Origin of the sequence: Alloacidobacterium sp., from assembly GCF_035631355.1 — a bacterium.
Taxonomy (GTDB): domain Bacteria; phylum Acidobacteriota; class Terriglobia; order Terriglobales; family Acidobacteriaceae; genus Alloacidobacterium.
The window spans coordinates 1-22,149 of the sequence record NZ_DASQIX010000030.1 but is presented as its reverse complement, the minus strand read 5'-3'; the positions used below and the strand labels follow the sequence as shown (position 1 = coordinate 22,149).

The window sequence follows — 22,149 nt, the reverse complement described above, 5'->3', positions numbered from 1 at the left end:
CAAGAATGGGTTCGTTCAATATGCGGCTCAACTCCGTTCCCTCGTGGGAAACAGTATGCTATAAATCACTCACCACGAAAACCGCACTAGTGAAACCGCCTGCCTCGGCAACGAAAAATTCAACCGCACCGAATCCGAATTCACATCCATCCACTGCGGCGGGCCCTCAAGCTGCAATCCGCCAGCCGCCTGCAGTTGCGCATATTGCTCAGGCGTAGGATCCTGCGGCGATCCCATCCGCTTCCACGCCGAGTAGGCGTTGCTGTGCGTGTCATCAATCCCATAGTGCTCGACCAGCACGCGATGCGCAGCCGCCGCAAACCCTTTCACTTGTAAGTCCACGTCCGCAGAAGGACCGGCCACGTCATCGTCGTGATAATTCCAGATCATCACCGCAGCCTGACCGTTACCAACAGTAGCTAGTGCATCCACATCGGGCTGCTGCCGCACGCCTGTCTTCAGAATGTCGTCGAGCGGCACGCTGCCGCTGCTTTCCACTTTGACCCGGTTGCCCGCCATCAACCCAGCCATGCGAAATATATTGAGCACCGGCTTGTCGATCCCATTGGTCGAGAGCGCACGAAAGCCGTCGAAATAGGGCTGATCTTCAAACTCGAAGGCCCACGTCAGCATTCCAATCAGGTCCACTTGGTAGCGGTCCTTAAGTTCAAAGAGCGCCTTCATCGCCGTCGCCGTATACGACGGATACAGCGTGCCATTGCGGTACGCATTATGTGGATACTTCCGCGACGAGCACGCCGCGCATCCCTCCGGATCAGCCTCGCTCAAAATCACCGGCAGCTTCGCAAACTGCGGAAACTTCCGTACAATCTCAAAACCGGTGGCCGCGTTCTCGAGTTCGTGATTCAGACCCATCTGAACGTGGTCACCAACAATAATCGGGCTTCCCTTCGCATGGAACGAAATAAAATCCAGCGGAACCGGCCCTCCCGTGGCCGCGCTCTTGCCGTTCGCGCAGTGCAGCAGAAACGCCTCCAGAAACTGCCCCGAATGGCTGCCCGGAACAGGCCCTGTCGTCGCCGGGCCGCCTACGCGCGCGTTCGGAATCGCCTTCTTCACTCCGGCAACGGCGTAATCATAGAGTTTGTTGTATTCCTCCTGCGTTCCGCGCCAGTAAAAAATGTCCGGCTCGTTCCACACCTCCCAGTACCACGTCGCAACCGTGTCCTTGCCGTAGCGCGCGGCCATATGCGCTGCCACCTGGTACGCGAGCTCGCCCCAGCGCGCATAGTCTTTCGGCGGAAACGACCACCCCTCCACGTCGCCCGGCTTCGTCGGCCAGGGTATGTGGTACGGCTCCGGATGGCTCGACAGCGCCTCGGGCATAAAACCCAGCTCTACCATCGGCCGCACACCTGCCGCCGCATAGGCGTCGAAAATTCCATCAAGAATCGTCCAGCTATAAACGGGATTGCCCTTCGCGTCCTCGGTGTAGACGTTGGACGAACTCCATTTCAACTCCGGCTTCCCGTTGCCGGAAGCCAGCAAAAAATGCGCGCGAATATGCACCGGAACCGGACTCAGATCATGCAACTCCCGCAGCAGCGCCTGCCCATTCTTTGTCGTCGTATAATTCGACTCGTCGTAGCCGAACCAGCTGTATATCGGTGTGTAAGGCCCTTCAGAAGCAGCCAGATCAACGCTGACGCGGGCCTGGATCTGCGCTCCGCACGCCAAACCAGACAATAAAATCCCCAACAGAAAACCCAATTTGCGCATAGTAGAGAGCAGAATTTGAATGTTTCCCTGCGATGTCATCTGATTTTATGCCAAGGAATCTCTGCCTAAGCCAACGTTTCGTAAGGGCACGCCTTTAGTGCTACAGAATCTTTGATTAAGCCAACGTTCCGTAAGGGCATGGCTTTAGCCATGCCGAAAAGGCTGCAATATCAAAGTGGCTTTAGCCCCTGAGGTAACGTCTCCTAACTTAATCAGAGCATCCTAAGCGTGCGCCCCGCATAATGAGCGGTAGAGTGTGTTATCAGAGAAGATTTTCGAAAGCAGAAACCGGAGCGGCGATGAAAACGGACTTGCTGCGATTCAACGGCGCTGTCGAGCGCGATCCTGCCATCGATGCGTGGATGAAGGGGCATGCCGGCGAATTAGGAGACATCGCGCATCAATGGTTTGAGGTGATGCGAAAATGCGGCGATGAAGTCCGCGAGCTCTTGCATGACGGCTGTCCAGTCGCTTGCCTCGGAGACGCGCCCTTCGGCTATGTCAATGTATTCACTTCGCATGTAAATGTGGGCTTCTTTCAGGGCGCATCCCTGCCGGATCCGGCCCGTCTGTTGCAAGGCTCCGGCAAATTCATGCGTCATGTGAAGCTGAGACCGGGAACAGCCACAAACGCCGCAGCTCTGAGCAAACTCATCGAGACAGCGTACTGGGATATAAAAGCGCGCGTCGAAAACGGCTAGGCCAAAGAACTTACAATAGCCAGATGAAGATGGCGGCCGAACATATCCATGGATACGCTTACGGATCGACCGAGCTTCCCGCATCACCGGTCTCCATGCATGAGCTGGAGGATTTGAAAGTGAGCGTGGGATTTTCAGAGGACGACCAGCGTTACTTGAAGCTGGCAGGTGAAGTGCTCGCAGACCAGACCGGGCAGGTGGTGCTGCATTGGCGCAGCGGCATCATCGCCAGCATCCCCAACCTCGCCCGGCATTCCCGTACGCCTGAGGGCAACGCCCTCCCGGATTATCTGGCGAAAAGCAACATCCGTTTTCAGCAATGGATTCTGGACACCTGCCTGCGCCCCTATGATCAGGACTGGCTCAACTATCAACAGGAAATCGCGCTACGGCACACCAGCCTGAAAAAGAACAAGGCTGACGGGGTTCGTTCGACACCGTATGTACCGCTGCGCGACATCATCGCGTTTATCGCCGTGATGAACGAGACCATCAAACCGTATCTCGCCGCGAAGGGACATCCCTCTGAGGAGGTCGACAAGATGCACAAGGCGTGGTGTAAGTCCGCGCAACTGCAATTGGCCCTGTGGGCGAAAGCATACACATCCACCGAGTGGTAAGAGATCTACCGGCGCTCGCAGATTCATTCAGGCAGCGTACCAGGAATGTCGATCTGGTGGCTGGCCTATACAAGCCTGATTTTGGCTTGTATAGGCCAGTTTCATGACGCTAACGAAAAACCATACAATCCGACATCTGAGAGCTGGTCTTCGGGCGTGCGGCGTAGCTCCACAGCTGCCATGGCGCGCTTGTCCCGACTCATGAAATCGCCCTCAGGTTTAGGGCATGTACAAAGCTTAGCTGCGAACCCGCTCCACCTGAACAAGCTTGACTCGGGCGCCTGCTCATTGAGAGCCGGACCACCTAAATTTTGTTTGCCGAGGCAATCACAACTCGGTTACAACTCTGATTGAGTAAGACTGTTTTCTTGGAACACCCATCAAAAGATTTCTGGCTTAGTTTTGCAGTCAGGAGGCTGGTATGGGCGCCATATTTGTAAGTTACCGAAGGGGGGACTCCGAAGGCCAAGCCAGAGCCTTGTACATCCAACTGGTGGAACTCATTGGAAAAGATTCAGTGTTCATGGACGTGGACAGCATTGCCTTGGGGCGTGACTTCCGTCAGGTTGTCCAGGAGCGCCTAGAATCCTGCGAACTCATGCTTGCACTTATTGGCCCGGGTTGGCTGGACGTCAAGGATGTTTCGGGACATCGCCGTTTAGAGAATCCAAATGACCTTGTACGTCAGGAAATCGCTGCCGCCCTCAAGCGCAACATTCCCGTAACTCCGGTGCTTCTGCAGGGAGCACAAATGCCTGCACCCGAGCGATTACCCGACGACATCAAGGATTTGGCATACCGCAATGGATTCGAGCTTGGCCACAGCACATGGGAATCCGATGTAAATGAGATGATCAAGCGGCTGGGTCTGAGTGAGCAACAGGAGGCGACTTCAGTCCATGCGCCCATTAAGGCCGATGCCCCCACCAAGTTTTCAGCTGCGCCCCGATCGTTCAAGAGACCTCAACTTCTGGTTGCGGTGGCGGCGATAGCGCTAGCCGCTGGAATTGCTGGATTAATCTTTTATTTGAAAGGGCAGAATCAGAAAGAGATTAGGCAAGAGGCCGACCAATCAACATCGGCAGCTTCTTCTCCCGCCTCCTCGCCAACGCCCCATTTTAGTCCGATTGCTGAATCGGCAAGCTCGCAAACAGCAACTTCTGGTTCCGGCGGTGCTGACGCATCAACAGGTCTCGACTTCAATTGGCCCGGGCCCGATTGTTGGGATGTCTTTCGCGGCGAGCAATTCGTGATTTATCAATGCGGCGCTATGAAGCAGGCATTGCAGGCAGGCACCTATACCATCAAAGGAAGAAACGCGCCGGTGTTCACGCCTTTCGAGGTGACTATCAAGTCCGGCTCCTCAACACGAATTGATCTGGGAGGGACCTTCGACTTCAATTGGTCCGGGTCCGACTGTTGGGACATCTTTCGCGGCGAGCAGCTTGTCACTTACCAATGCGGCGCTAAGAAGCAGGCATTGCAGGCAGGCACCTATACCATCAAAGGGAAAAATGCGCCGGTGTTTATGCCATTCGAGGTGACCATTAAGTCTGGTTTTTCAACACGAATTGATCTGGGAGGGACCTTCGACTTCAATTGGTCCGGGTCCGACTGTTGGGACATCTTTCGCGGCGAGCAGCTTGTCACTTACCAATGCGGCGCTATGAAGCAGGCATTGCAGGCAGGCACCTATACCATCAAAGGGAAAAATGCGCCGGTGTTTATGCCGTTTAACATCAAAGTAGTCGACGGAACTCAAGTCAAGGCGCCTTAGTTTCAGCGTGCCGGCTGCTGCACTCCCTGCTCTGAGCGCGGCCGAAGGTCTCGATTCTTGAGACATAGAATCGCCTCGCGCAGCAAGGCTAGGTAGAAGCACAGGGCTTCAGCCCTGTGAAAAAAGGACGCCGTCGAAAGATGGCATACCTTGCTGCCGCAGGCAAAGCGCGCAGGTCGAAGACCGCAGCGGATCATTCTCGACGTGCGTCGGGTACCGATGCGCCAGCTTATTCGCGTCGCAAAAGCCCGCCACACAAAAACTGCTCTACGACACAAAATCTGCACTTAACTCCACGTTAAATGTACGATTTTTCTACTAGGGTCTAGATCTAATAACCGCAAAAACCTCGCCCACTGGCTTTTCCACAGAATGGCATGTCAAGCCCCAAATCCAAAAGCTTTTTCTAACCCGCACATTTCAAAGAACAAAAACGAGCGGAAGCTTGGCCTGCAATTATGGGCTAAACTGCTAAAATAGAATCAGTGAGAAAAGCCTGCCCTAAACGAGGCGGGCTTTCCTTTTGGCAGGAAAAGATATCATGCAAGTACCTGTTAAAAATAGCACTTAGCAAGATGCGGGCGACTTGGGTTAGCTAATAGTAAATATGGTCAATCGCAAACAGCTGATTCTAAACGATCTCCGTACAGAATCAGCAGCGTAAACTGCTGAAAATAAACGATCTCCGTAAAAAAGGAGGGGAGGGGGTCACATCTCATCTTCGAGAGCCTCCGTCTCGCGCCAGGGACAATGCCGGCATCCGGACTGGCAGCAGTACCCGCGCTTGAGATGATAAGTCTCGGTAAAGACGAGGTAAGGCCCATCCATGTAGTAGTCCACGCCCTCAACCAGAGGCGCTGGTTCAGGCTGTGGGGGGCTGCTGCTCATAGCTGGATTCTGCCAGAGGCAGGAAAGTGGAGCTCTGGGTGCCCCAGGTCCGCGAAGAGGACCTGGGATCAGCAGTGGATTCCGTTTTGATATCAAGCGGTATGAGCACAGCTTCATCAAAGGTCACGCGGTTTCCGGCGACCGAAGCAACCCGCTCGCCCGGAACAACAATGCCGATCAGGTTCAACGGATCGGCAGCTGCCACTGTGACCGACTCCAGTTTGATCCCGGCGCGGCGCGCCTCACGCAGAGAATCGAGCGCCGCAGGCAGCGCAAACTGCTCGCCGCCAAATCCGGAGACAAACCGTCCGCCGCGGGCTTCACCGCGCGCTTCCATGCGCCGCAAAAACCCGTGCAGTTCGCGCCAGCGTGGAACTGTCGTCTCCCGCTCCAGCAGGTCGCGAAAGACAACACCATAGCGGGCCAGCAGCATCTGGCAGGCGGATTCAATCTCTGCCTCGTGCCGGTCTACTGTCTGATCATCTGGGGAGCGGAAGAGACTCCAACGTCCAGCCGCCTGCTTTACGCGTATACGCGTTGCAGTCTGCTTCCTGCGTGGATCGATCAGCATTCGCAGGCTGTCGAATCCGTCCGCTGTCACCATTCCGGCTGCGACCAGTTCCCACAGCGCAAGGTCTAGTTCGGCAGCACGAACGGCTAATCTGCGCACCATATCGCCCGCAAATATCGCCCCGCTGGTAGACAGAATGTCACGCACACGCCCGGCAAGATCGCTAAGACAAGCCGTGAGGCAGGTTTCAGGAATCCGCCTTTGCGCTAGGCACAAATCCATCCAGAGCGCCTCTTCGCGCACGAAGAACGTCACCGGGGCCATGCTCGTCGGCACCACCCGGCGCGGACCGCCAGATTCTATAGATTCAAATGCCGGATGCGGCGAAATCCGTCCCCATCCAACCACACCCGACAGACACAGCGCATCCAGCCAACGCGGATCATACCCCGCCACCCGCTGCGGCAGAATCGACCGCTCCCACTCAATCGCCGGAGCCTCGAAGCCTTCGAGCGATCGAAGAGCTTCGAGCAACCCGGCCTCCCCGGAAAGCTGGGTGTTGGGAGCCACATGCTGCCATCGCAGCAGCCACTGCATGAAAAGCGAGGGGGATACCGGTTCTACCTGCTTGCGCAGTGCAACCAGTGTGCGTTTGTGAATCCTCTGCAACAGGCGCCGTTCGCACCACTCCACGCCTTCGTCGGCCAGCGATTGCAAATTGCCCCTGCCCTCAAAGACGCCGCGCAGAATTGTCCCAGTCATCTCCAGCCGCAGCATCTGCTTCCAGATTTCGTGTGCGGGACAGCCGAGCCTCTCGGCCAGCGAGCGCGATGAGACCGGGCCGAGAATGGCCATCCAGCCCTGCACTGCCCTGCGGAGAACTTCATCTGTATCCGTAACTGATACAGATACATATACGAAATCCAGCGAATCAGTCAACCGCATCTCCGGCCACAGCAAGCGCAGCCATTCCGCTCGTTCAGTCGCGCACAGGTAGCTCCGGCTGCCATTGAACACAAGCACCGCGCGCCTTTGCTCTTCCAACCGCGAAAAGAATACGTCCCAGTCACGCGCATAGGGCTGCGACAAAATATCCGAGGGAACGATGACCAGCGAGCACAGCAGATCGTGCAGTTCGTGCTCGTCGCGGATATCGGGCCAAACTTCCTCGCGGACGGAAGCAATGGCTTCCGGAGATAGCCTTCCTGCTTCACCCAGCAGCTTGTCCGGCAACATGCCGCGCATGTTTACGGCGCGGGCGCGACGTTCTTCCAGCGGTGCATCGTCCAGAAAGGCATAGACATTCGCGTTCAGCATTTCGTGCGCGAAATGCGATGGCGTCGCCGTATCGACCGCCACGCAACGAATTTTGCCGGAGTCCATGTCTGCAAGGACACGCTTCAGCCCCTCCAGATCCATCGCCTCGCCGAGCACGTCCTTCATCACCTCGCGCACGAGCGGATGATTCGGAATCTGGATATCGCCTTCGATATTTTCCTGGCAGGCGGCGACCTGCGGAAAGACGCTGGCGAGCAGGTCGTCGGCGCGCGTCCGCTGGATTTGCGGTGGAATCTTCTTACCGTTTTTGAAGCGCAGCAGTTGCAGGCTGCGTCCGGCATCCCACTTCCATCGCGCCTTGAAGATAGGCGACGCCAGCGACGCCTGTTCCAGCAGTTCGGTGACGGTCTGCCCGGTAAGGAACTGAAAGACATCGCTCAGGGGAAAGCTGTGCTGTTCCGCGAGCGAGATGTTCAGACCATTGTCAGTGGCAGCCGCCTGCAGCTCGAAGTTGAAGCCGCGGCAGAAGCGTTTGCGCAGCGCCAGCCCCCACGCCTTGTTGATGCGCCCGCCAAACGGTGCGTGCAGAATGAGCTGCATGCCTCCACCTTCGTCGAAGAAGCGCTCGGCGACAATCGTCGTAAGGGTCGGCACCGTGCCGAGTATGGCGCGGCCCGCAACGATGTAGCCGATTAACTGCTCCGCGCCGGAGTCGTCGAGGCCGCATTCCTGCTTGAGCCATGCGACTGTTTCCGCAACCTCGGGATTTGATTGGCTGATGTAGCCGGGCAGAACGTCCTTTGTCCGGCGGTCTATTTCTTCCCGCAACTCGGAGACGAACTGCGAAAGCTCTACTGTCCGCTGCGGAGCTTCGCCACGCCAGAAGGGCACATTCGGTGGCTGTCCGTGGGCGTCTTCGACGAGCACGCGGCCCGCAAAACTTTCGACTCGCTGTACGCGCCAACTGGTATTTCCCAACAGGATGATGTCGCCGGCCATGGATTCAATGGCGAAGTCTTCATCGAGCGTTGCTATCTGCACGCCTTCCGGCTCGGCGATCACGGCATATAAGGCCGTGTCCGGTATCGTGCCACCGTTCGAGACGGCAATGGTGCGCGCGCCGCGACGGGCCTGGATGCGACCATGCACGCGGTCGCGCAGCAGATACGAGCCGTAACGCCCGCGGCTGGCTTCGATGCCGTCAGTCAGAAGACACAGCGCTTCTTCGAACTCATTGCGGATGAGTTCGCGATAAGGCAGCGCGCGCCGCAGTATATCAAAGAGCGTGTCCTCTTCCCACGGCTCGGCGGCGCAGGCGGCGACGATCTGCTGCATCAGCACATCCAGCGGCTGCGGCGGAATCTCCAGACGGTCGAGCACTCCGGAACGCATGGCGCGGACCAGCGCCGCGTGCTCCATCAGATCGTCGCGCGTGGTCGCAAAGAAGCGGCCTTTGGGGATTGCTCCGCGCCAGTGTCCTGCGCGGCCCACGCGCTGCATGGCTGCGGCAATGGCGCGCGGCGAGTTGATCTGGCAGACCAAGTCAACGTTGCCGATGTCGATGCCGAGCTCAAGTGAGGCTGTGGCTACCAGCAGGCGGATTTCGCCCTGTTTTAGTTTGCGTTCTGCTTCGAGGCGCAGCTTGCGCGAGAGGCTTCCGTGGTGCGCGGCGACGTTTTCTTCTCCAAGCAGTCCAGCCATGGCGAAGGCGAGACGCTCGACCAGCTTGCGGGTGTTCACGAAGACCAACGTTGAGCGATGCTCCAGCGCGAGTCCTGCGAGGCGCTTGTAGATGCCGTCCCAGATGGCGTTGCTCGCAACTGCGCCCAGTTCCTCGTCGGGAACTTCGATGGCAAGGTCGAGAGCGCGGTGCCGTCCTACTTGAACTATCTCGACGCTCGATCCTTGGCTGCCGCCGAGAAAGTCAGCTACCAACTCGATCGGGTTCTGCGTTGCTGATAGGCCGATGCGCTGCGGCGCTTCATTATTGCCGGTAATCCAGTCGCCTACTGAGAGGCGGTTTTCGCCGCAAACGAGCGCGTCGAGTCTTTCCAGCGTGAGCGCCAGATGCGATCCACGCTTGTCGTCCGCCACGGCGTGGATTTCGTCGACGATCACCGTGCGCACCTGTCGCAGGTTATTGCGGCTCTTTTCCGCTGTGAGCAAAATGTAGAGCGACTCGGGCGTTGTGACGAGGATGTGCGGCGGCTGCTTCAACATGCGCTGGCGTTCGGCGGGCAGCGTGTCGCCGGTGCGGACGGCGGTGCGAATCTGCGGTGAGAGATAGCCGCAGTCTAAAGCCAGGTTTTGGATTTCTTTCAGCGGCGCTTCGAGATTTTTCTGGACATCATTGGACAGCGCTTTCAGCGGCGAGATGTAGACGACTTCTGTCGCTGATCCAAGTCTGCCTTCGAGCGCTTTGCGGATGAGCTGGTCGATGCAGATGAGAAATGCAGCCAGCGTCTTGCCGGAGCCGGTGGGCGCTGATATGAGCGTTGGTTTGCCTGCAAGGATGTGCGGCCAGCCCTTTTCCTGCGGCTCTGTGGGCGTGCCGAACTTGCGGACGAACCATTCCTGCACGACCGGATGCGCCCATAGGAGGCTTTCCGGAATTGCCAGCTCGGCTTCGGCAGGCGGGAGCTCCATTGGCCTATTCTAGCGCGATTTTCGTTTCTTATTCGCCTGTGGGTCAGGCCGTGCTGACGGAGTCCCTACCCCCGGTTCAGGAGGTAAGTTTTCATGTGTTTTCAACAACATAGCGGGGGATTATCCCCTGCTATCGGCTTGATTCTATTGGGGTTAATGGCTTCCTAGTGTTTTCAATCACTTAGCGGGGGATTGCCTCCAGCAAATTGAAAACGCCCGCTTTGAAAAGCAGGCGCTCAGTGGTCTCAAGTCAATTATAGCATTTGAGCGCAATAGTATGTCTGTTCGGCTGACCAGGTTTTAGCTTTGAAATGTGTGAGTTACGGACTGATAAACCCTGGGGGGCTTGACAAAAGTTTTCCACAGCCTTCCGGGAGGATCCTTCTCCTCCGATTGCTGACAAAGTTGAAGTAATAAGGGAAACCATCCCTCGGCGGCTGAAGCCGCACTCATTTCAGGCTTACGGCCGGCTGAAGCCGGGCCCCTTCAAAACATTGGAGTTTGTCATCAATCCTGGGAGGGTCCTTCTCCTCCTTTATAGGCGGACGGCTTCAAAGGGAGTTATTTATGCGAAGTTAAGTATGTAAATCGTGCAAAATTGCTCAAAAATGTGCAGATTCTTCAGTCATTCGATGAGGGTTCCTTTCCCGATCATCGCCCCGAAGAGGATTGGAATTCCGCGATAAATATCATCAAGATTGCTGACAAACATGTGTCAGCAAAGAATCGCGTTACCCCAGGGGCTAAAGCCCATTCATGTTGCAGCATTTGCGGCGCAGCTAAAGCTGTGCCCTTACGAAACAGCGACTTTGTCAACAGTCTGGGGGGATCCTTCCTCTCTTTTATACTGAGCTTCGCGACTGCGGAGGCCCAGATTTCAGGGTTCATTTTGACTTGCTCTCTACTACGGAGTCGGTGGTGCTGCGCTCAGGGCAGCAATATTCCTAGTAAACTCATCAAGCTGCCGTTCTTGTTCCGAGCGGGTTTGATTAAGAATCTCAGCATATTGCTCCGTGCTGATCGGGAGCTCTAGCTCCGTCCGGGCTGCGATCAGTAAAGGGACAGTCAGTTGATTGACCCGTGCTGATTCTGTGAAGCATTCTCGTGCAAAGGGAATTTGCTTTGCAGAGAGTTCGTCGATCATCCCCTGAAGTTCTTGGTTTGTCGTCGTGATACGGTCTACCTCAAATTCATAGTTTTTCTGTATCGCTTCAAATCTGCGCGTATCCTGAACACCTTCAATATTGTGGTGCTGCATAAGCTCAATCATTGCGTCCCGTGTCTTTTCAAACCCTCTAAGTAATGCAGCTTTTACCGCAATCTGTTCTTGCAGGAAATTCAGGGCCAGTCGTTGTTGCGTCAAACGAAAAAAGGCGCCCGTGAACTCCGTTCCGAACTTGGCGAGCGCACGTATAGTAGCTTCACCGGCGACGAGGTTGACCTTTGCGAGGACGGGAGATTTATCAAGGTACATTGCCGAAACTTCCTTCAGCGAAAAGCTCAAATCGCTCAATTTGGAAAGGGCGCTCATAGAAACTGAAATCGCCTCTGCCGCTGCTGCGTAGGTATCTTTTCTGAACGTCATTTCCCGTTCGCGATTTTTTAACTCCCTATCGTTTTGGAGTTGTATTCTCAGGCGGCGGTCGCCAGCTCGATTGGTGAAATAAACGCCCGCCAGAGTGAACAGCGAGCCGATTACGACACCCCAAAATGTGGCGGGTATCTTATCAAATAGCTGAGTAAGAAAATGAAGAAAGTCGTTCATGTCTATTCCATGTGAGGGCTTCGCCTCCATTAGGAGCCGGCCTGCGTAGGCTAAGAAATCCTTATGGATTTTCTATCCTCCGATGGTACTGCGGAAGGGCAGGTATGCGAAGGCGAAGCGAGAGTGAGCGCCAGCGCTGCTCAGGGAATTTTAGAGCGGTGTGACCTCACAATGAAACCTTAAGCACCCATGCGGGCTGCTGGCGCAGGTTTGCCGGGAGGTCAGGCAAACTTATGATCGTGCCGCGATTGCCTGGTTTGAATTTCAATGGAGCTGCGTCGCCGAGTAGCGTGACGGCTTTTACGCCAGCGGCATCTTTCAATTCAAAACTGGAGCCGGGCCAGCGCGGCAGAATCGCGTAAAGGTCATTTCCTTTTGTCGTGAAGAGAGCATCGACGGAGGCTTTGCCTGCTTCCGGTTTCAGGGTCAGCTTTGAGATGTCGTAGGCGCTGTCGTACTCGCCGTTGTAGTTTGCCTGCGGAATCTCGCCGGCGCTCCACTGGCGCGTGTTCTTCCATGGCTTTGTTCCGTAGATGGCTTCGCCGTTGACGTTGAGCCAGTTGCCGATCTCGCCGAGGCGTTCTTCCATGAGGAGCGGGATGGTTCCATCGGCGGCGGGGCCTATGTCGAGCATAAGGTTTCCGCCGCGGCTCACGGTGTCGGAGAGCATGATGATGAGTTCCTGCCCGGTGTGATAGCCGTCGAGCAGCTCGGCGCGATTGAGGCCGAAACTCACGCCCATGCCCCGGTTTTCTTCCCAGGGATGGTTCATGCCGTTCATGCCGGAGGTGTATTCCGTTGTCCAATAGCCGCCGTGCTTGTGGCGGCAGTCTTTTCCCCAGCGATCATTGATAACGACGTCGTCTTTTACAGGCGACTCATTGAAAAGCCACGCGAGCAGTTCGGGTGTGTGCGACTCGGCTGAAGTAAGATCCCATTCGCCGTCGCTGAAAATGATGGATGGCTTGTAGCGTGTGACGAGGTCTTTGAACTGGGGGAACATGTGTTCGCGGACATAGCGCTGCTTGTCATAGAGCCACATGGGGTTGTACCACTCATAGAGCGAATAGTAGTAACCCATGCGCACGTTTTTGCTGCGGACGGCCTCTGAGAGATCGCCCAGGATGTCGCGATGCGGGCCAATCTCGGCGGCGTTCCAAGGACGGCCCCATGTTGCCGTTGCTTCCCTGCTGGGCCAGAGCGCGAAGCCTTCATGATGCTTGGAGGTAAGCGCAACGTATTTTGCGCCAGAGCCTGCGAGAACGCCGGCCCAGTGATCGGGGTCGAACAGCTCGCATTTGAAGTGCGGCGCGAAGTTCTGGTAGGGATAGTCGGCGCCGTACCATTTTTTGTGAAACTCCCATGTGCCTTTTTCGATCTCGTTTGCCTTCGGGTTGTCGCGACCTTCAGTCATCTGGTGCCAGTACCACTCGGCATAGGCAAGCTTGCCGGGAATGACGGGAGCATAGGCGGGGACGGAGTATGTCCCCCAGTGGATGAAGATGCCGAACTTGTCGTGGGTAAACCACGCAGGCGTTGGCCGCGCGTCGATGCTCTCCCATGTGGGCTGATAGGTCTGGGCATTAAGATAACGGCCCATGGACGTTGTTCCGGCGACGATGCCGGCCGCTCCTGCCATCTTGATAAAACTGCGTCTGCTCAGAGGGTTTTCGATTCCGGGGATTTGTTCGCGCATTGGGCCTCGTGGTTTGAGATTGCAATACGAATCCTCTGGATGGAGGTGCGACTTGTCAAGGGTATTTTTATTTGTGAATTATGATTTTTGTAGCCGATCGTGGGTTTTATGCGGAGCTTTCTTGGCATTTCCAAGCACATTTACTTTCTTAAGAACCTATCCATGGAGAACGATGACGAGGGGCGTCAAACGTGCGAATCGAGGAAACCTAGCCGATGTTGTCCACATCGCAAAACGCATTTTAAGCGGTGTATAGAACGGGGTGTAGTCATTGCAGATGACAAGCCTGATGCCTGTCAGCGGTGCTTTGGCCAAATCATCATCAATTTGCTTGAAGTACGCTTCCTTGATCTCGGCTAGGAAATCGTCAAAAGATACGTTGAGGTAGACAAAGTGAACGGCCGCATAGCCATCGTCAAACGTTAACAGTTGCTGTTTGGCGGTTTCAATTGTCGCATGTATCTTCTTCAGGAATCCAGCCGTAAGAGTAAGCGGAAATGAACGGGCTTTCGGAGGACCTGTTCGGAAGGCCATTTCCTCATCCGATATATTAATCGTCTTGACCTCGCACAGCACGCGGTCCAAAGCAAGTGAACCTTCCAGATCTGGAGTTTTCTTGCTTGATTCCGGGATGAAGCGAAGGTTCGTACAGCCGCTAGATTTTAGGTAGTTGTAGGCCCGCGCCTCGTGGAGGGCATCGAAAAGTTGGTGCCATCCACGACCTCTCTTATCTCGTGCGATAAGGCGCGGGAGGGCTTTTCCTTTCAGATGCACCCAGGCTTCATCGTCAAGTCCTTGCAGCGTCCGCTCCTGTCGCAGATAACAATCCTTGACGTGAGCATCCCGCGCAAGGTTTTGATCGAAATCACGGAAATAGGCATCGGGAGACGTCGGTCAGCGATACAGTCTCTCAGTTCATAAAGCCGAGGTAATTCCGCCCGAAACACGATGTTCTCCTTTATCTGCCACTGTGAGACTTACGTCTATGGTATGCGATTTCATGCTGATACCTACTTCTACCCGAATTAGCTGCTAACAATCGTGTTTGAGTCTATCTTTCCCACCCTGTCGCAAAGTGCGCGACATGGGGCGCCATTTTTCTCACCCAAGCACGCGGAAAACGCGTCGAGGATCTCGGTCATACTCTGGCTGGCAAACCGCAGGTCCGTCGCCTCCGGCTGCATCGCAGCCTCCACTCAGGATGACATTGTCCGGGATGGGTTCGTGCTTTCCCACTCTATCGCAAAGTACGCGATAGAATGGGGCACCCATTTTCGTACGGCTGCTTAGAAAAAGCAGATCCTTCGACTTCGCGCATACGCGCTACGCTCAGGATGACAAAATAAGGGCATCTGCTCGATGTAAAAAATATTTGACATTAATTGCGAGAGTCAGTATGGTTTGTGATGTCAAATATTTTTGACATGGAGCGAATCGCGATGGCGATCAGTCTTTCGTATCGGGAGAAATCACTTTATGCTTCGTTGGTGGCGGAGCTAGTTGTGTATGGCCCTTATTTCTTTCTGCACAGGCAGAACTCAGTAAATAAGGTTGCCGGCATGATTATCGGGATTATTGTGCTGCAGATCATTCTGCAATCGATCATCGCGGCCCTGACGCGCAACCGCATCACGGACGAGCGGGACCGCCTGATCGAGTTGCGCGGGTATCGTGTGGGCTATTTTACGCTCGCGTCCCTGATGGTTCTGGGGCTGGGCATGTTGTGGTTTCACTCGGCGTTCGGCCACCTTTCGATGGAAGGCCGGTGGGTTGGGCTTCATTTTCTGAGCGCCTTCTTCGGGATGCTGGTGATCTCGGACATTGCGAAGACGGCCGCGCAGATTGTGGCTTACCGGAGAGCGCTCTGATGCCTTCGATACGGAACCAGATTCGGGAACTCCGAGCCGAGCGGAAGATGACACAACAGGAACTGGCCGATCAGATTGGCGTCACGCGGCAGACGGTGATCGCAATCGAGCAGGACAAGTACTCGCCTTCGCTGGAGACGGCGTTCAAGGTGGCCAGGGTGCTTGGCGTCACGCTCGAAGAATGTTTCCAGTATGAGCCTCGCGGCAGGCGCTGAAGGCGGATCGCCGGGAGTGACAGGGGATAAAGCCAATCTTCGGTTTGTGCCTGAGTAAATTTGTGATTTCCCACCCTGTCGCAGAATGCGCGACAGAATGGGGCACCCTTTTTCGTGCTGCCGACCGGCGAAAAACAGATCCTTCGACCCGCGCTCAGGCGCTCCGCTCAGGATGACAATTTTAGAGATTAGCTTGCAATAACAGACTGACGCAGACCAGGCGTTCAGGCTCTGGCTGCGTCGATCTTTTCGGTGTCTACGTTGAGTTCCTTGAAAGCGGCCTGGGCTTTTTTCGCGTCGAATTTTCCGTCGCGGGCTAGCTTTGAGAGCGTGGCGGCCACGATAGATTCGGCGTTGACTTCAAAGTGCGCGCGCAGGTGCTCGCGGTTGTCGCTGCGGCCAAAGCCGTCGGTGCCAAGTGTCACCAGGCGGTTGCCGAGCCAGGGTGAAAGCTGGTCGGGGACGGCCTTCATGTAGTCGGTTGCGGCGATGATGGGACCCTTTGCGCTCTTGAGTGCCTGCACGATGTAGGGAGTTTTCTCGGCATCGGCCGGATGCAGACGGTTCCAGCGCTCGACGGAGAGGGCTTCGCGGCGCAGTTCGTTATAGCTGGTCACGCTCCATACGTCGGTCTGGACGCCGTATTTTTCAGCGAGAATCTGCTGCGCGCGGACAGCCTCGTTGAGGATGGGGCCGCTGCCGAAGAGATGCGCGTCGGACTTTCCTTTAATGGCGTTCTTGAACTTGTAGATGCCGCGCACGATGCCTTCGCGCACACCTTCTGTCTGAGGCATTTCGGGCATGGCGTAGTCTTCGTTGTACATGGTGATGTAGTAGAAGACCGGCTCGTTTTCGTGGTACATGCGGCGGACGCCGTCCTGCAGGATGACGGCGAGCTCGTAGACATAGGCCGGGTCATAGCTGAGGCATGTAGGCACGGCGCTCATCAGAACATGGCTGTGACCATCCTGGTGCTGGAGACCCTCGCCCAACATGGTGGTGCGGCCGGCGGTACCTGCCATCAGGAAGCCCTTGCCGCGCGAATCGGCAAAGGCCCAGACCATGTCGCCGACTCGCTGGAAGCCGAACATGGAGTAATACATGTAAAACGGGATAGCTGGCACACGGTAATTGGAGTAGGCGCTTCCGGCAGCGGTGAAGGAGGCCATCGATCCGGCTTCAGTAATGCCTTCTTCGAGAATCTGGCCGTCCTGTTCTTCGCGGTAGTAGAGCAGCATATCTACATCGTGCGGCTTGTACTTCTGGCCCTCGGCGGCATAGATGCCGACCTGGCGAATGGCGGATTCGAGGCCGAAGGTGCGGCCCTCGTCAGGAACGATGGGCACGATAAGCTTGCCAATTTTGGGGTCTTTGAGCAGATGGCGCAGAATGCTGACGAAGCCCATGGTGGTGGAGACGGCGCGTCCCTTGGAACCGGCTGTCCATTCGCTGAAGTAATCCAGCTCTGGTGCTTTGAAGTTCATCTCCGGCACTTCACGGTGCGGCATGTAGCCGCCCAGCGACTTGCGGCGCTCGTGCAGATACTGGATTTCGGGCGCGTTGTCGGCAGGCTTGTAAGGCGTGCCGTACTTGGCAGCTTCCTCGGGCACCGGAATGTCAAAGCGCTTGACGAACGTGGTAAGCGCGTCGTCGGTCATCTTCTTTTCCTGGTGCGCGGCGTTGCGCGCTTCAGTAGTGCCCATGCCATAGCCCTTGACGGTTTTGGCGAGAATGACGGTCGGGCCGCCGCGATGTTCCACGGCGCGCTTGTAGGCGTTGTAGACCTTGACGGAGTCGTGGCCGCCACGGTGCAGGCGCGCCAACTGCTCATCGGTCATATCGCTGACTAGTTCGAGCAATTCCGGGTATTTGCCGAAGAATTCCTTGCGAACGTAGGCTCCGCCTTTGGCCTTGAATGCCTGGTACTCGCCGTCTACGCACTCCTCCATGCGCTTGAGCAGCAGGCCCTTGTGGTCACGCTCAAAGAGAGCGTCCCAGTCGGAGCCCCAGATCACCTTGATGACATTCCAGCCAGCGCCGCGGAAAATGCCTTCCAATTCGTCAATTATGCGCTTGTTGCCGCGCACGGGGCCGTCGAGCCGCTGCAGGTTGCAATTGACGACGAATACGAGGTTGTCGAGCTTTTCGCGCGAGGCCATGCTGATTGCGCCGAGAGTCTCGACTTCATCGGTTTCGCCGTCACCGACGAAGGCCCAAACCTTGCGCGGCGTCTTCTCGATAAGGTTGCGGTTTTCGAGATAGCGCATGAAACGCGCTTGATAGATGGCGTTGAGCGGCCCGATGCCCATTGAGACAGTGGGGAAACGCCAGAAATTCGGCATGAGCCACGGGTGCGGATACGAAGACAAGCCGGGCTTCTCGCGCAGTTCGTGACGGAAATTCTTGAGGTGGTCGTCGTTCAGGCGGCCTTCAAGATAGGCGCGGGCATAGACGCCGGGTGAGGCATGGCCCTGGAAGTAGACAAAATCGCCGGGCTGGTCTCCATATTTAGCGTGGAAGAAATGATTGAAGCCGACTTCGAGTAGCGTGGCGAGGGACGAATAAGTGGAGATATGGCCGCCGATGCCCGCGTCCTTCTTGTTCTGGCCGTGGACCATGGCCATAGCGTTCCAACGGATAAGGGCTTCGACCTTGCGCTCCATCTGGCGGTCACCCGGATAAGGAACTTCATCGTGTTTGGGAATGGTATTCAGGTAGGGAGTGCGAATTTCGCCGGGAGTGTTGATGCCGGCCTCGCGCGCGCGCTGCCGCAGTACTTGTATTAGCTCGGCGGCCTGCTCCGGGCCTTCGTCGACGACGATCTGATCGAAAGCCTCAATCCACTCCGCAACTTCCTCGGTAAAGTCCACCTGGGCGGGAACTGCCAGTTTCATAGCCATAGAAGTTCTTTTCCCCTTGGAACGCAGTGACTCTTTGGTATTAGAGGTCTGCGCTTGAATGCCCAACTGATAATTTTCGCAGAATATCCGCCACTGCGCCACGCCGCCGCAGGGACACGGATAATTCTGGCCTGCTCCGCGCTTATGGGCAGCCTGTGGGCACACCGCGCTTCAGCAATAGCTGTTCCGGAGGCGGCAGAGTGGTCAGGACTCTTACGATCCGGTCTGCGGCGTGGCCATCGCCGTATGGGTTGGTCATTCCTTTGATGGTCTGGAGAAACGCGGGGCTTTGCGCCTCCTGAATCTTGTCGAGGATGGATTCGACAGATGGTTGGGCGTGCAGCACATTCGGGCCGTGTTCTCTTCCCTGCTGGCGCATGCCGACATTCACGGTCGGCAGCGCAAAGGAACCGGTTTCCATGATGCCGCTGCTGGAGTTTCCCAACATGAGCCTCACATGCTGCAGCAGGCTCCAGTAGGTCACGGCACCCAGGTTTACAAATATGCGGCCGTTGCCGCGGTCCTTGAGAAACGCTTCCGCGCGCTCGATCAGGATGCGACTGCCGGCGTCGGCGTTGGGGTAGGAGAAGATGAGCTGATTCGGAAGCTGTCCGAGGGCGGCGAAGAGGGCATCAGCTTCGCTGGTGGTATCGCGGAGGATGGTCACAGGATGATAGGTGATCAGGATGCTTTGCTGGGTCAGGTCGAGGTTGAGCTTTTGTTCCAGCTCTTCGCGCGTGAGAAGACGGCTTCGGCGCAGGTGGTCGAGTGATGGCGCGCCTGCGCGATGCACGCGCCACGGCTCTTCTCCCATGCCAATGACCCGCTGCCGCGCGAGTTCGGTGGACGTGAAATGGATGTGGCTCATCTTGGTGAGAGCGTTGCGAACGGCGTCGTCAATGGCGCCTTCGCTGATCTCGCCTCCTTCAATGTGCGCGATGGGGATGCGTAGGGCGAGCGCGACGGAAGCGGGGGCCAGCATCTCGTAGCGGTCAGCGATGAGCAGCAGAAGGTCGGGGCGCATTTGCCCGAGCGCATCCGCGAGCGAGAGAACACCGAGGCCGATACTCTTCGCCATGCCAATGTCGGTGTCGGAGCTTAGAAGGCACTCCAGTTTTGCGGCAATGGGAAAACCGTCAGCTTCAATCTCGCGCACCGTGCTGCCGAACTCGGGTGAGAGATGCGATGCGAGCGCGATGAGTTTCAGCTCAACATCGGGGTACGATTGAAGGTCTTTGAGAGGCCAGTAAAGGTGGCTGTAATCCGCGCGGGAAGTGGTTACAACTGCGATGGTCTTCTTCATGTGCTTTCTATAGATTGATTCTATGAGCGTGGCCCTTCTTCCGGCGGTCGAGCAGCTTGCTCTTTTGCAGAAGAGAAAGATTTCTCCGCTTGAGTTGGTCGAGGAGCATATTGCCCGCATTGAGCGGCTGAACCCTGTCCTTAATGCTCTGGCCGATTTCGATCCGGAGCGGGCACGCCAGCAGGCGCGTGATGTAAAACATGGACCGCTCAGTGGGTTGCCGCTCACGGTGAAGTCGTCGATTTCTGTTGCAGGATTTCGCTGCGAGATTGGCAGCGTGCTGCATCGCGGGCAGATTCCGAAGCAGGATGCGGAGGCTGTGGCGCGGTTGCGCAATGCGGGCGCGGTGATTCTAGGGACGACGAATTGTCCGGAACTGCTGATGGCCTATGAGACGGACAATCTGCTCTACGGGAAGACGAACAATCCGTGGGCGCTGGACCGGACGGCGGGGGGATCAAGCGGAGGCGAGGCGGCGGCCATTGCCGCCGGGTTGTCGGCCGGAGGTCTGGGCAGCGACAGCGGCGGCTCAGTGCGAGAGCCGGCGCATTTCTCGGGCATCTGCGCGCTCAAGCCAACTTCGGGCCGCGTGCCTTCTGCGGGACATCTGCCGCCATGCACCGGACCGTTTTCGATTCTGGGCGCGATTGGACCGATGGCGCGCACGATTGCTGATGTTGAGTTGCTGTTCAGGATCGCAGGTTCACATCCGGCTGACCCATCTGGTGCTCCGGTTGGTCTGCGCGGCGCTTCCATTGCTGATGCCAGGCGGGTTCCAATTGGCTGGTTTGAGGATGATGGGCTGGTTCCGGTCACTCCGGAAACGCGCCAGGCTGTGCGTGGCGCTGCGGCGGCGCTTGAACGGCAGGGCTTTAAGGTGCGGCCATTCCGGCCATCGGCTTTAGAAGCAGCGCGCAAGCTGTGGCATATCTTTTTTGTTCAATGCGGAGCGATGTTTTACGCACCTTTGATTGCCGGGCGAGAGAAAGAACTGAGTCCTACTTTTCAAAATTTTCTTGAGATTGCAGGCGCGCAATCTCCATTGACAGCGGAATCTCTGTTGCAGGCATGGTCAGATTGCGATGTTGTTCGCAGCCAGCTTCTCGCTGAAATGCAGGAATTCCCACTGCTGTTACTACCTGTCTGCTCTATTCCGGCGTTTCGACACGGCGAGCGTAGGTGGATAGTCGAAGGCCGCGAACTGCATTATCTGGATGCCATGCGGGTTACGCAGTGGTTGAATTTGCTGGCAGCGCCTGCCGCCGTGGTTCCGGTTGGGCAGTCTGGTGAGGGCCTGCCTATCGGCGTTCAAATCGCGGGCAGGCCGTACGAGGATGAACTTGTGCTTACGGTGGCTCGTGCGGTTGAAAGTGAATTCGGGTATCGGCCGCCGCCGCTTGTGTAGGTTGCGGTTATGGATTTGCCTGGCCAAACATAACCTGCAGGTCCTCCGCTACGCTGTGCTCCGGGATGACAATTCAATTTGGTACGTCAATACTGCCGTCTAGTGCGTAGTCGGCTGCGACTCCGTTGGCTTGTAGTTGAATTGGAAGCGCTGCATACGATCTCCGGATTCGAAGCGGTCATTCCAGTGAAGCCGGTACTTCAATGAGCGGTTGTCTTCCGGGTAATGCTCGCTCGCCGGATATGGATATGTGCTCATTTCGTGAAAAGGCATTTGGGCAACAGTGAATGGCATTGCCTCGTAGAAATCCATGTCTTTGACGAAGCCGTTGGCATAGAAGAAGTAATCACGCTTCCAGCCGTCTGGAAGCGGCGGCAATGATGCATTGCTGAACTCTGCGTCTATTTCTTCGCCACTGCCGAAGATGACGTAGTGGTTGTCGATCTGACGGAGCAGCGGAGTCACGTCGCCGTATTTTGTGTAGCTGCCGCGCTGCCACTGGAACGGGCCAGTCGCGCTGATGCGGTCGTAGTGATAGGTCAGGTCACCGGGGGTTTTGCCGTCCACCTGCTGAGGATATCCGCGGAAGGCGAGGTGCGCCATAGATAAGGGCAATTCAGTGCGGCGAGTGTTTCCTGCCATTTCCGGGCCGTTATCGATAAGTATCTGGTCCCAATAGATCTGAAGGTTGGTTTTGATGCGGATGTGGCGCGCGCCCTGCGGCAGCTTCCCGGTCAGATCGACCACGATGGTTCGTGGAAGCCCTGCGGGGAATCCCATGTCGTCGATGATGCGCTTCCAGCTTCCATTCGGCATTTGCGCTTCGACGAACGGCG

General features: G+C 56.5%; 14 protein-coding genes and 1 pseudogene. 6 read left to right on the top strand and 9 right to left on the bottom strand.

The window, feature by feature from the left end; genetic code table 11:
* Positions 1 to 69: 69 nt before the first annotated feature.
* Positions 70 to 1,707 (bottom strand): GH39 family glycosyl hydrolase, encoded by a 1,638-nt coding sequence (locus tag VEV40_RS05955; protein ID WP_324830848.1) that lies wholly within the window; start codon positions 1,705 to 1,707, stop codon positions 70 to 72.
* A 332-nt stretch (positions 1,708 to 2,039) separates the two neighbouring features.
* Between VEV40_RS05955 and VEV40_RS05950 the strand changes: the two genes are divergently transcribed.
* The 3 genes from VEV40_RS05950 to VEV40_RS05940 all read left to right on the top strand — a co-directional run bounded on the left by VEV40_RS05950 (position 2,040) and on the right by VEV40_RS05940 (position 4,838).
* Positions 2,040 to 2,441: a DUF1801 domain-containing protein gene (locus tag VEV40_RS05950; protein ID WP_324830847.1), complete on the top strand. Its 402-nt coding sequence runs from the start codon at positions 2,040 to 2,042 to the stop codon at positions 2,439 to 2,441.
* A gap of 29 nt (positions 2,442 to 2,470) precedes the next feature.
* Entirely contained in the window at positions 2,471 to 3,061 is a 591-nt protein-coding gene (locus tag VEV40_RS05945) for a protoglobin domain-containing protein (RefSeq protein ID WP_324830846.1), read from the top strand.
* 421 nt (positions 3,062 to 3,482) lie between these two features.
* On the top strand, positions 3,483 to 4,838 hold the full coding sequence (locus VEV40_RS05940) for a toll/interleukin-1 receptor domain-containing protein (RefSeq protein ID WP_324830845.1): 1,356 nt from the start codon (positions 3,483 to 3,485) through the stop codon (positions 4,836 to 4,838).
* Positions 4,839 to 5,546: 708 nt separating this feature from the next.
* On the opposite strand, the gene VEV40_RS05935 is transcribed toward VEV40_RS05940, so the two are convergent.
* The 5 genes from VEV40_RS05935 to VEV40_RS05915 form a co-directional block, all read right to left on the bottom strand.
* A complete protein-coding gene (locus VEV40_RS05935) occupies positions 5,547 to 5,726 on the bottom strand; it encodes a DUF5522 domain-containing protein (protein WP_324830844.1) in 180 nt (59 codons plus the stop codon).
* Positions 5,701 to 10,161, bottom strand: a complete 4,461-nt coding sequence (locus VEV40_RS05930; RefSeq protein ID WP_324830843.1) for a DEAD/DEAH box helicase — start codon at positions 10,159 to 10,161, stop codon at positions 5,701 to 5,703. Before VEV40_RS05930 ends, VEV40_RS05935 begins: the two co-directional genes overlap by 26 nt.
* A 904-nt stretch (positions 10,162 to 11,065) precedes the next feature.
* Positions 11,066 to 11,926, bottom strand: coding sequence for a hypothetical protein (locus VEV40_RS05925; RefSeq protein ID WP_324830842.1), 861 nt, complete (start codon positions 11,924 to 11,926; stop codon positions 11,066 to 11,068).
* Positions 11,927 to 12,092: 166 nt separating this feature from the next.
* The gene (locus VEV40_RS05920; protein ID WP_324830841.1) at positions 12,093 to 13,622 is read right to left on the bottom strand and encodes an alpha-L-fucosidase; all 1,530 of its coding nucleotides are present in this window, start codon (positions 13,620 to 13,622) and stop codon (positions 12,093 to 12,095) included.
* A 156-nt stretch (positions 13,623 to 13,778) separates the two neighbouring features.
* Positions 13,779 to 14,396 (bottom strand): hypothetical protein, encoded by a 618-nt coding sequence (locus tag VEV40_RS05915; RefSeq protein WP_324830839.1) that lies wholly within the window; start codon positions 14,394 to 14,396, stop codon positions 13,779 to 13,781.
* Between the two features lie 632 nt (positions 14,397 to 15,028).
* Between VEV40_RS05915 and VEV40_RS05910 the strand changes: the two genes are divergently transcribed.
* Both VEV40_RS05910 and VEV40_RS05905 read left to right on the top strand, forming a co-directional pair.
* Positions 15,029 to 15,490 carry a hypothetical protein gene (locus VEV40_RS05910; protein WP_324830838.1) on the top strand — a complete coding sequence of 154 codons (462 nt, stop codon included), beginning with the start codon at positions 15,029 to 15,031 and terminating at the stop codon, positions 15,488 to 15,490.
* Positions 15,490 to 15,705 (top strand): helix-turn-helix transcriptional regulator, encoded by a 216-nt coding sequence (locus tag VEV40_RS05905; RefSeq protein ID WP_414637810.1) that lies wholly within the window; start codon positions 15,490 to 15,492, stop codon positions 15,703 to 15,705. The genes VEV40_RS05910 and VEV40_RS05905 overlap by 1 nt, the downstream gene beginning before the upstream one ends.
* Before the next feature lie 224 nt (positions 15,706 to 15,929).
* On the opposite strand, the gene aceE is transcribed toward VEV40_RS05905, so the two are convergent.
* Complete coding sequence (aceE, locus tag VEV40_RS05900) at positions 15,930 to 18,605, bottom strand: pyruvate dehydrogenase (acetyl-transferring), homodimeric type (protein ID WP_349255854.1); 2,676 nt, start codon at positions 18,603 to 18,605, stop codon at positions 15,930 to 15,932.
* A 142-nt stretch (positions 18,606 to 18,747) separates the two neighbouring features.
* The gene (gene neuC / locus VEV40_RS05895) at positions 18,748 to 19,908 is read right to left on the bottom strand and encodes a UDP-N-acetylglucosamine 2-epimerase (RefSeq protein ID WP_324830837.1); all 1,161 of its coding nucleotides are present in this window, start codon (positions 19,906 to 19,908) and stop codon (positions 18,748 to 18,750) included.
* A gap of 22 nt (positions 19,909 to 19,930) precedes the next feature.
* Here neuC and VEV40_RS05890 point away from each other — a divergent pair, with 22 nt between their 5' ends.
* Positions 19,931 to 21,313, top strand: coding sequence for an amidase (locus tag VEV40_RS05890; protein WP_324830835.1), 1,383 nt, complete (start codon positions 19,931 to 19,933; stop codon positions 21,311 to 21,313).
* Positions 21,314 to 21,412: 99 nt separating this feature from the next.
* Here VEV40_RS05890 and VEV40_RS05885 read toward each other — a convergent pair.
* Positions 21,413 to 22,149 (bottom strand): annotated as a pseudogene (locus VEV40_RS05885) (hypothetical protein); the annotation flags it as partial.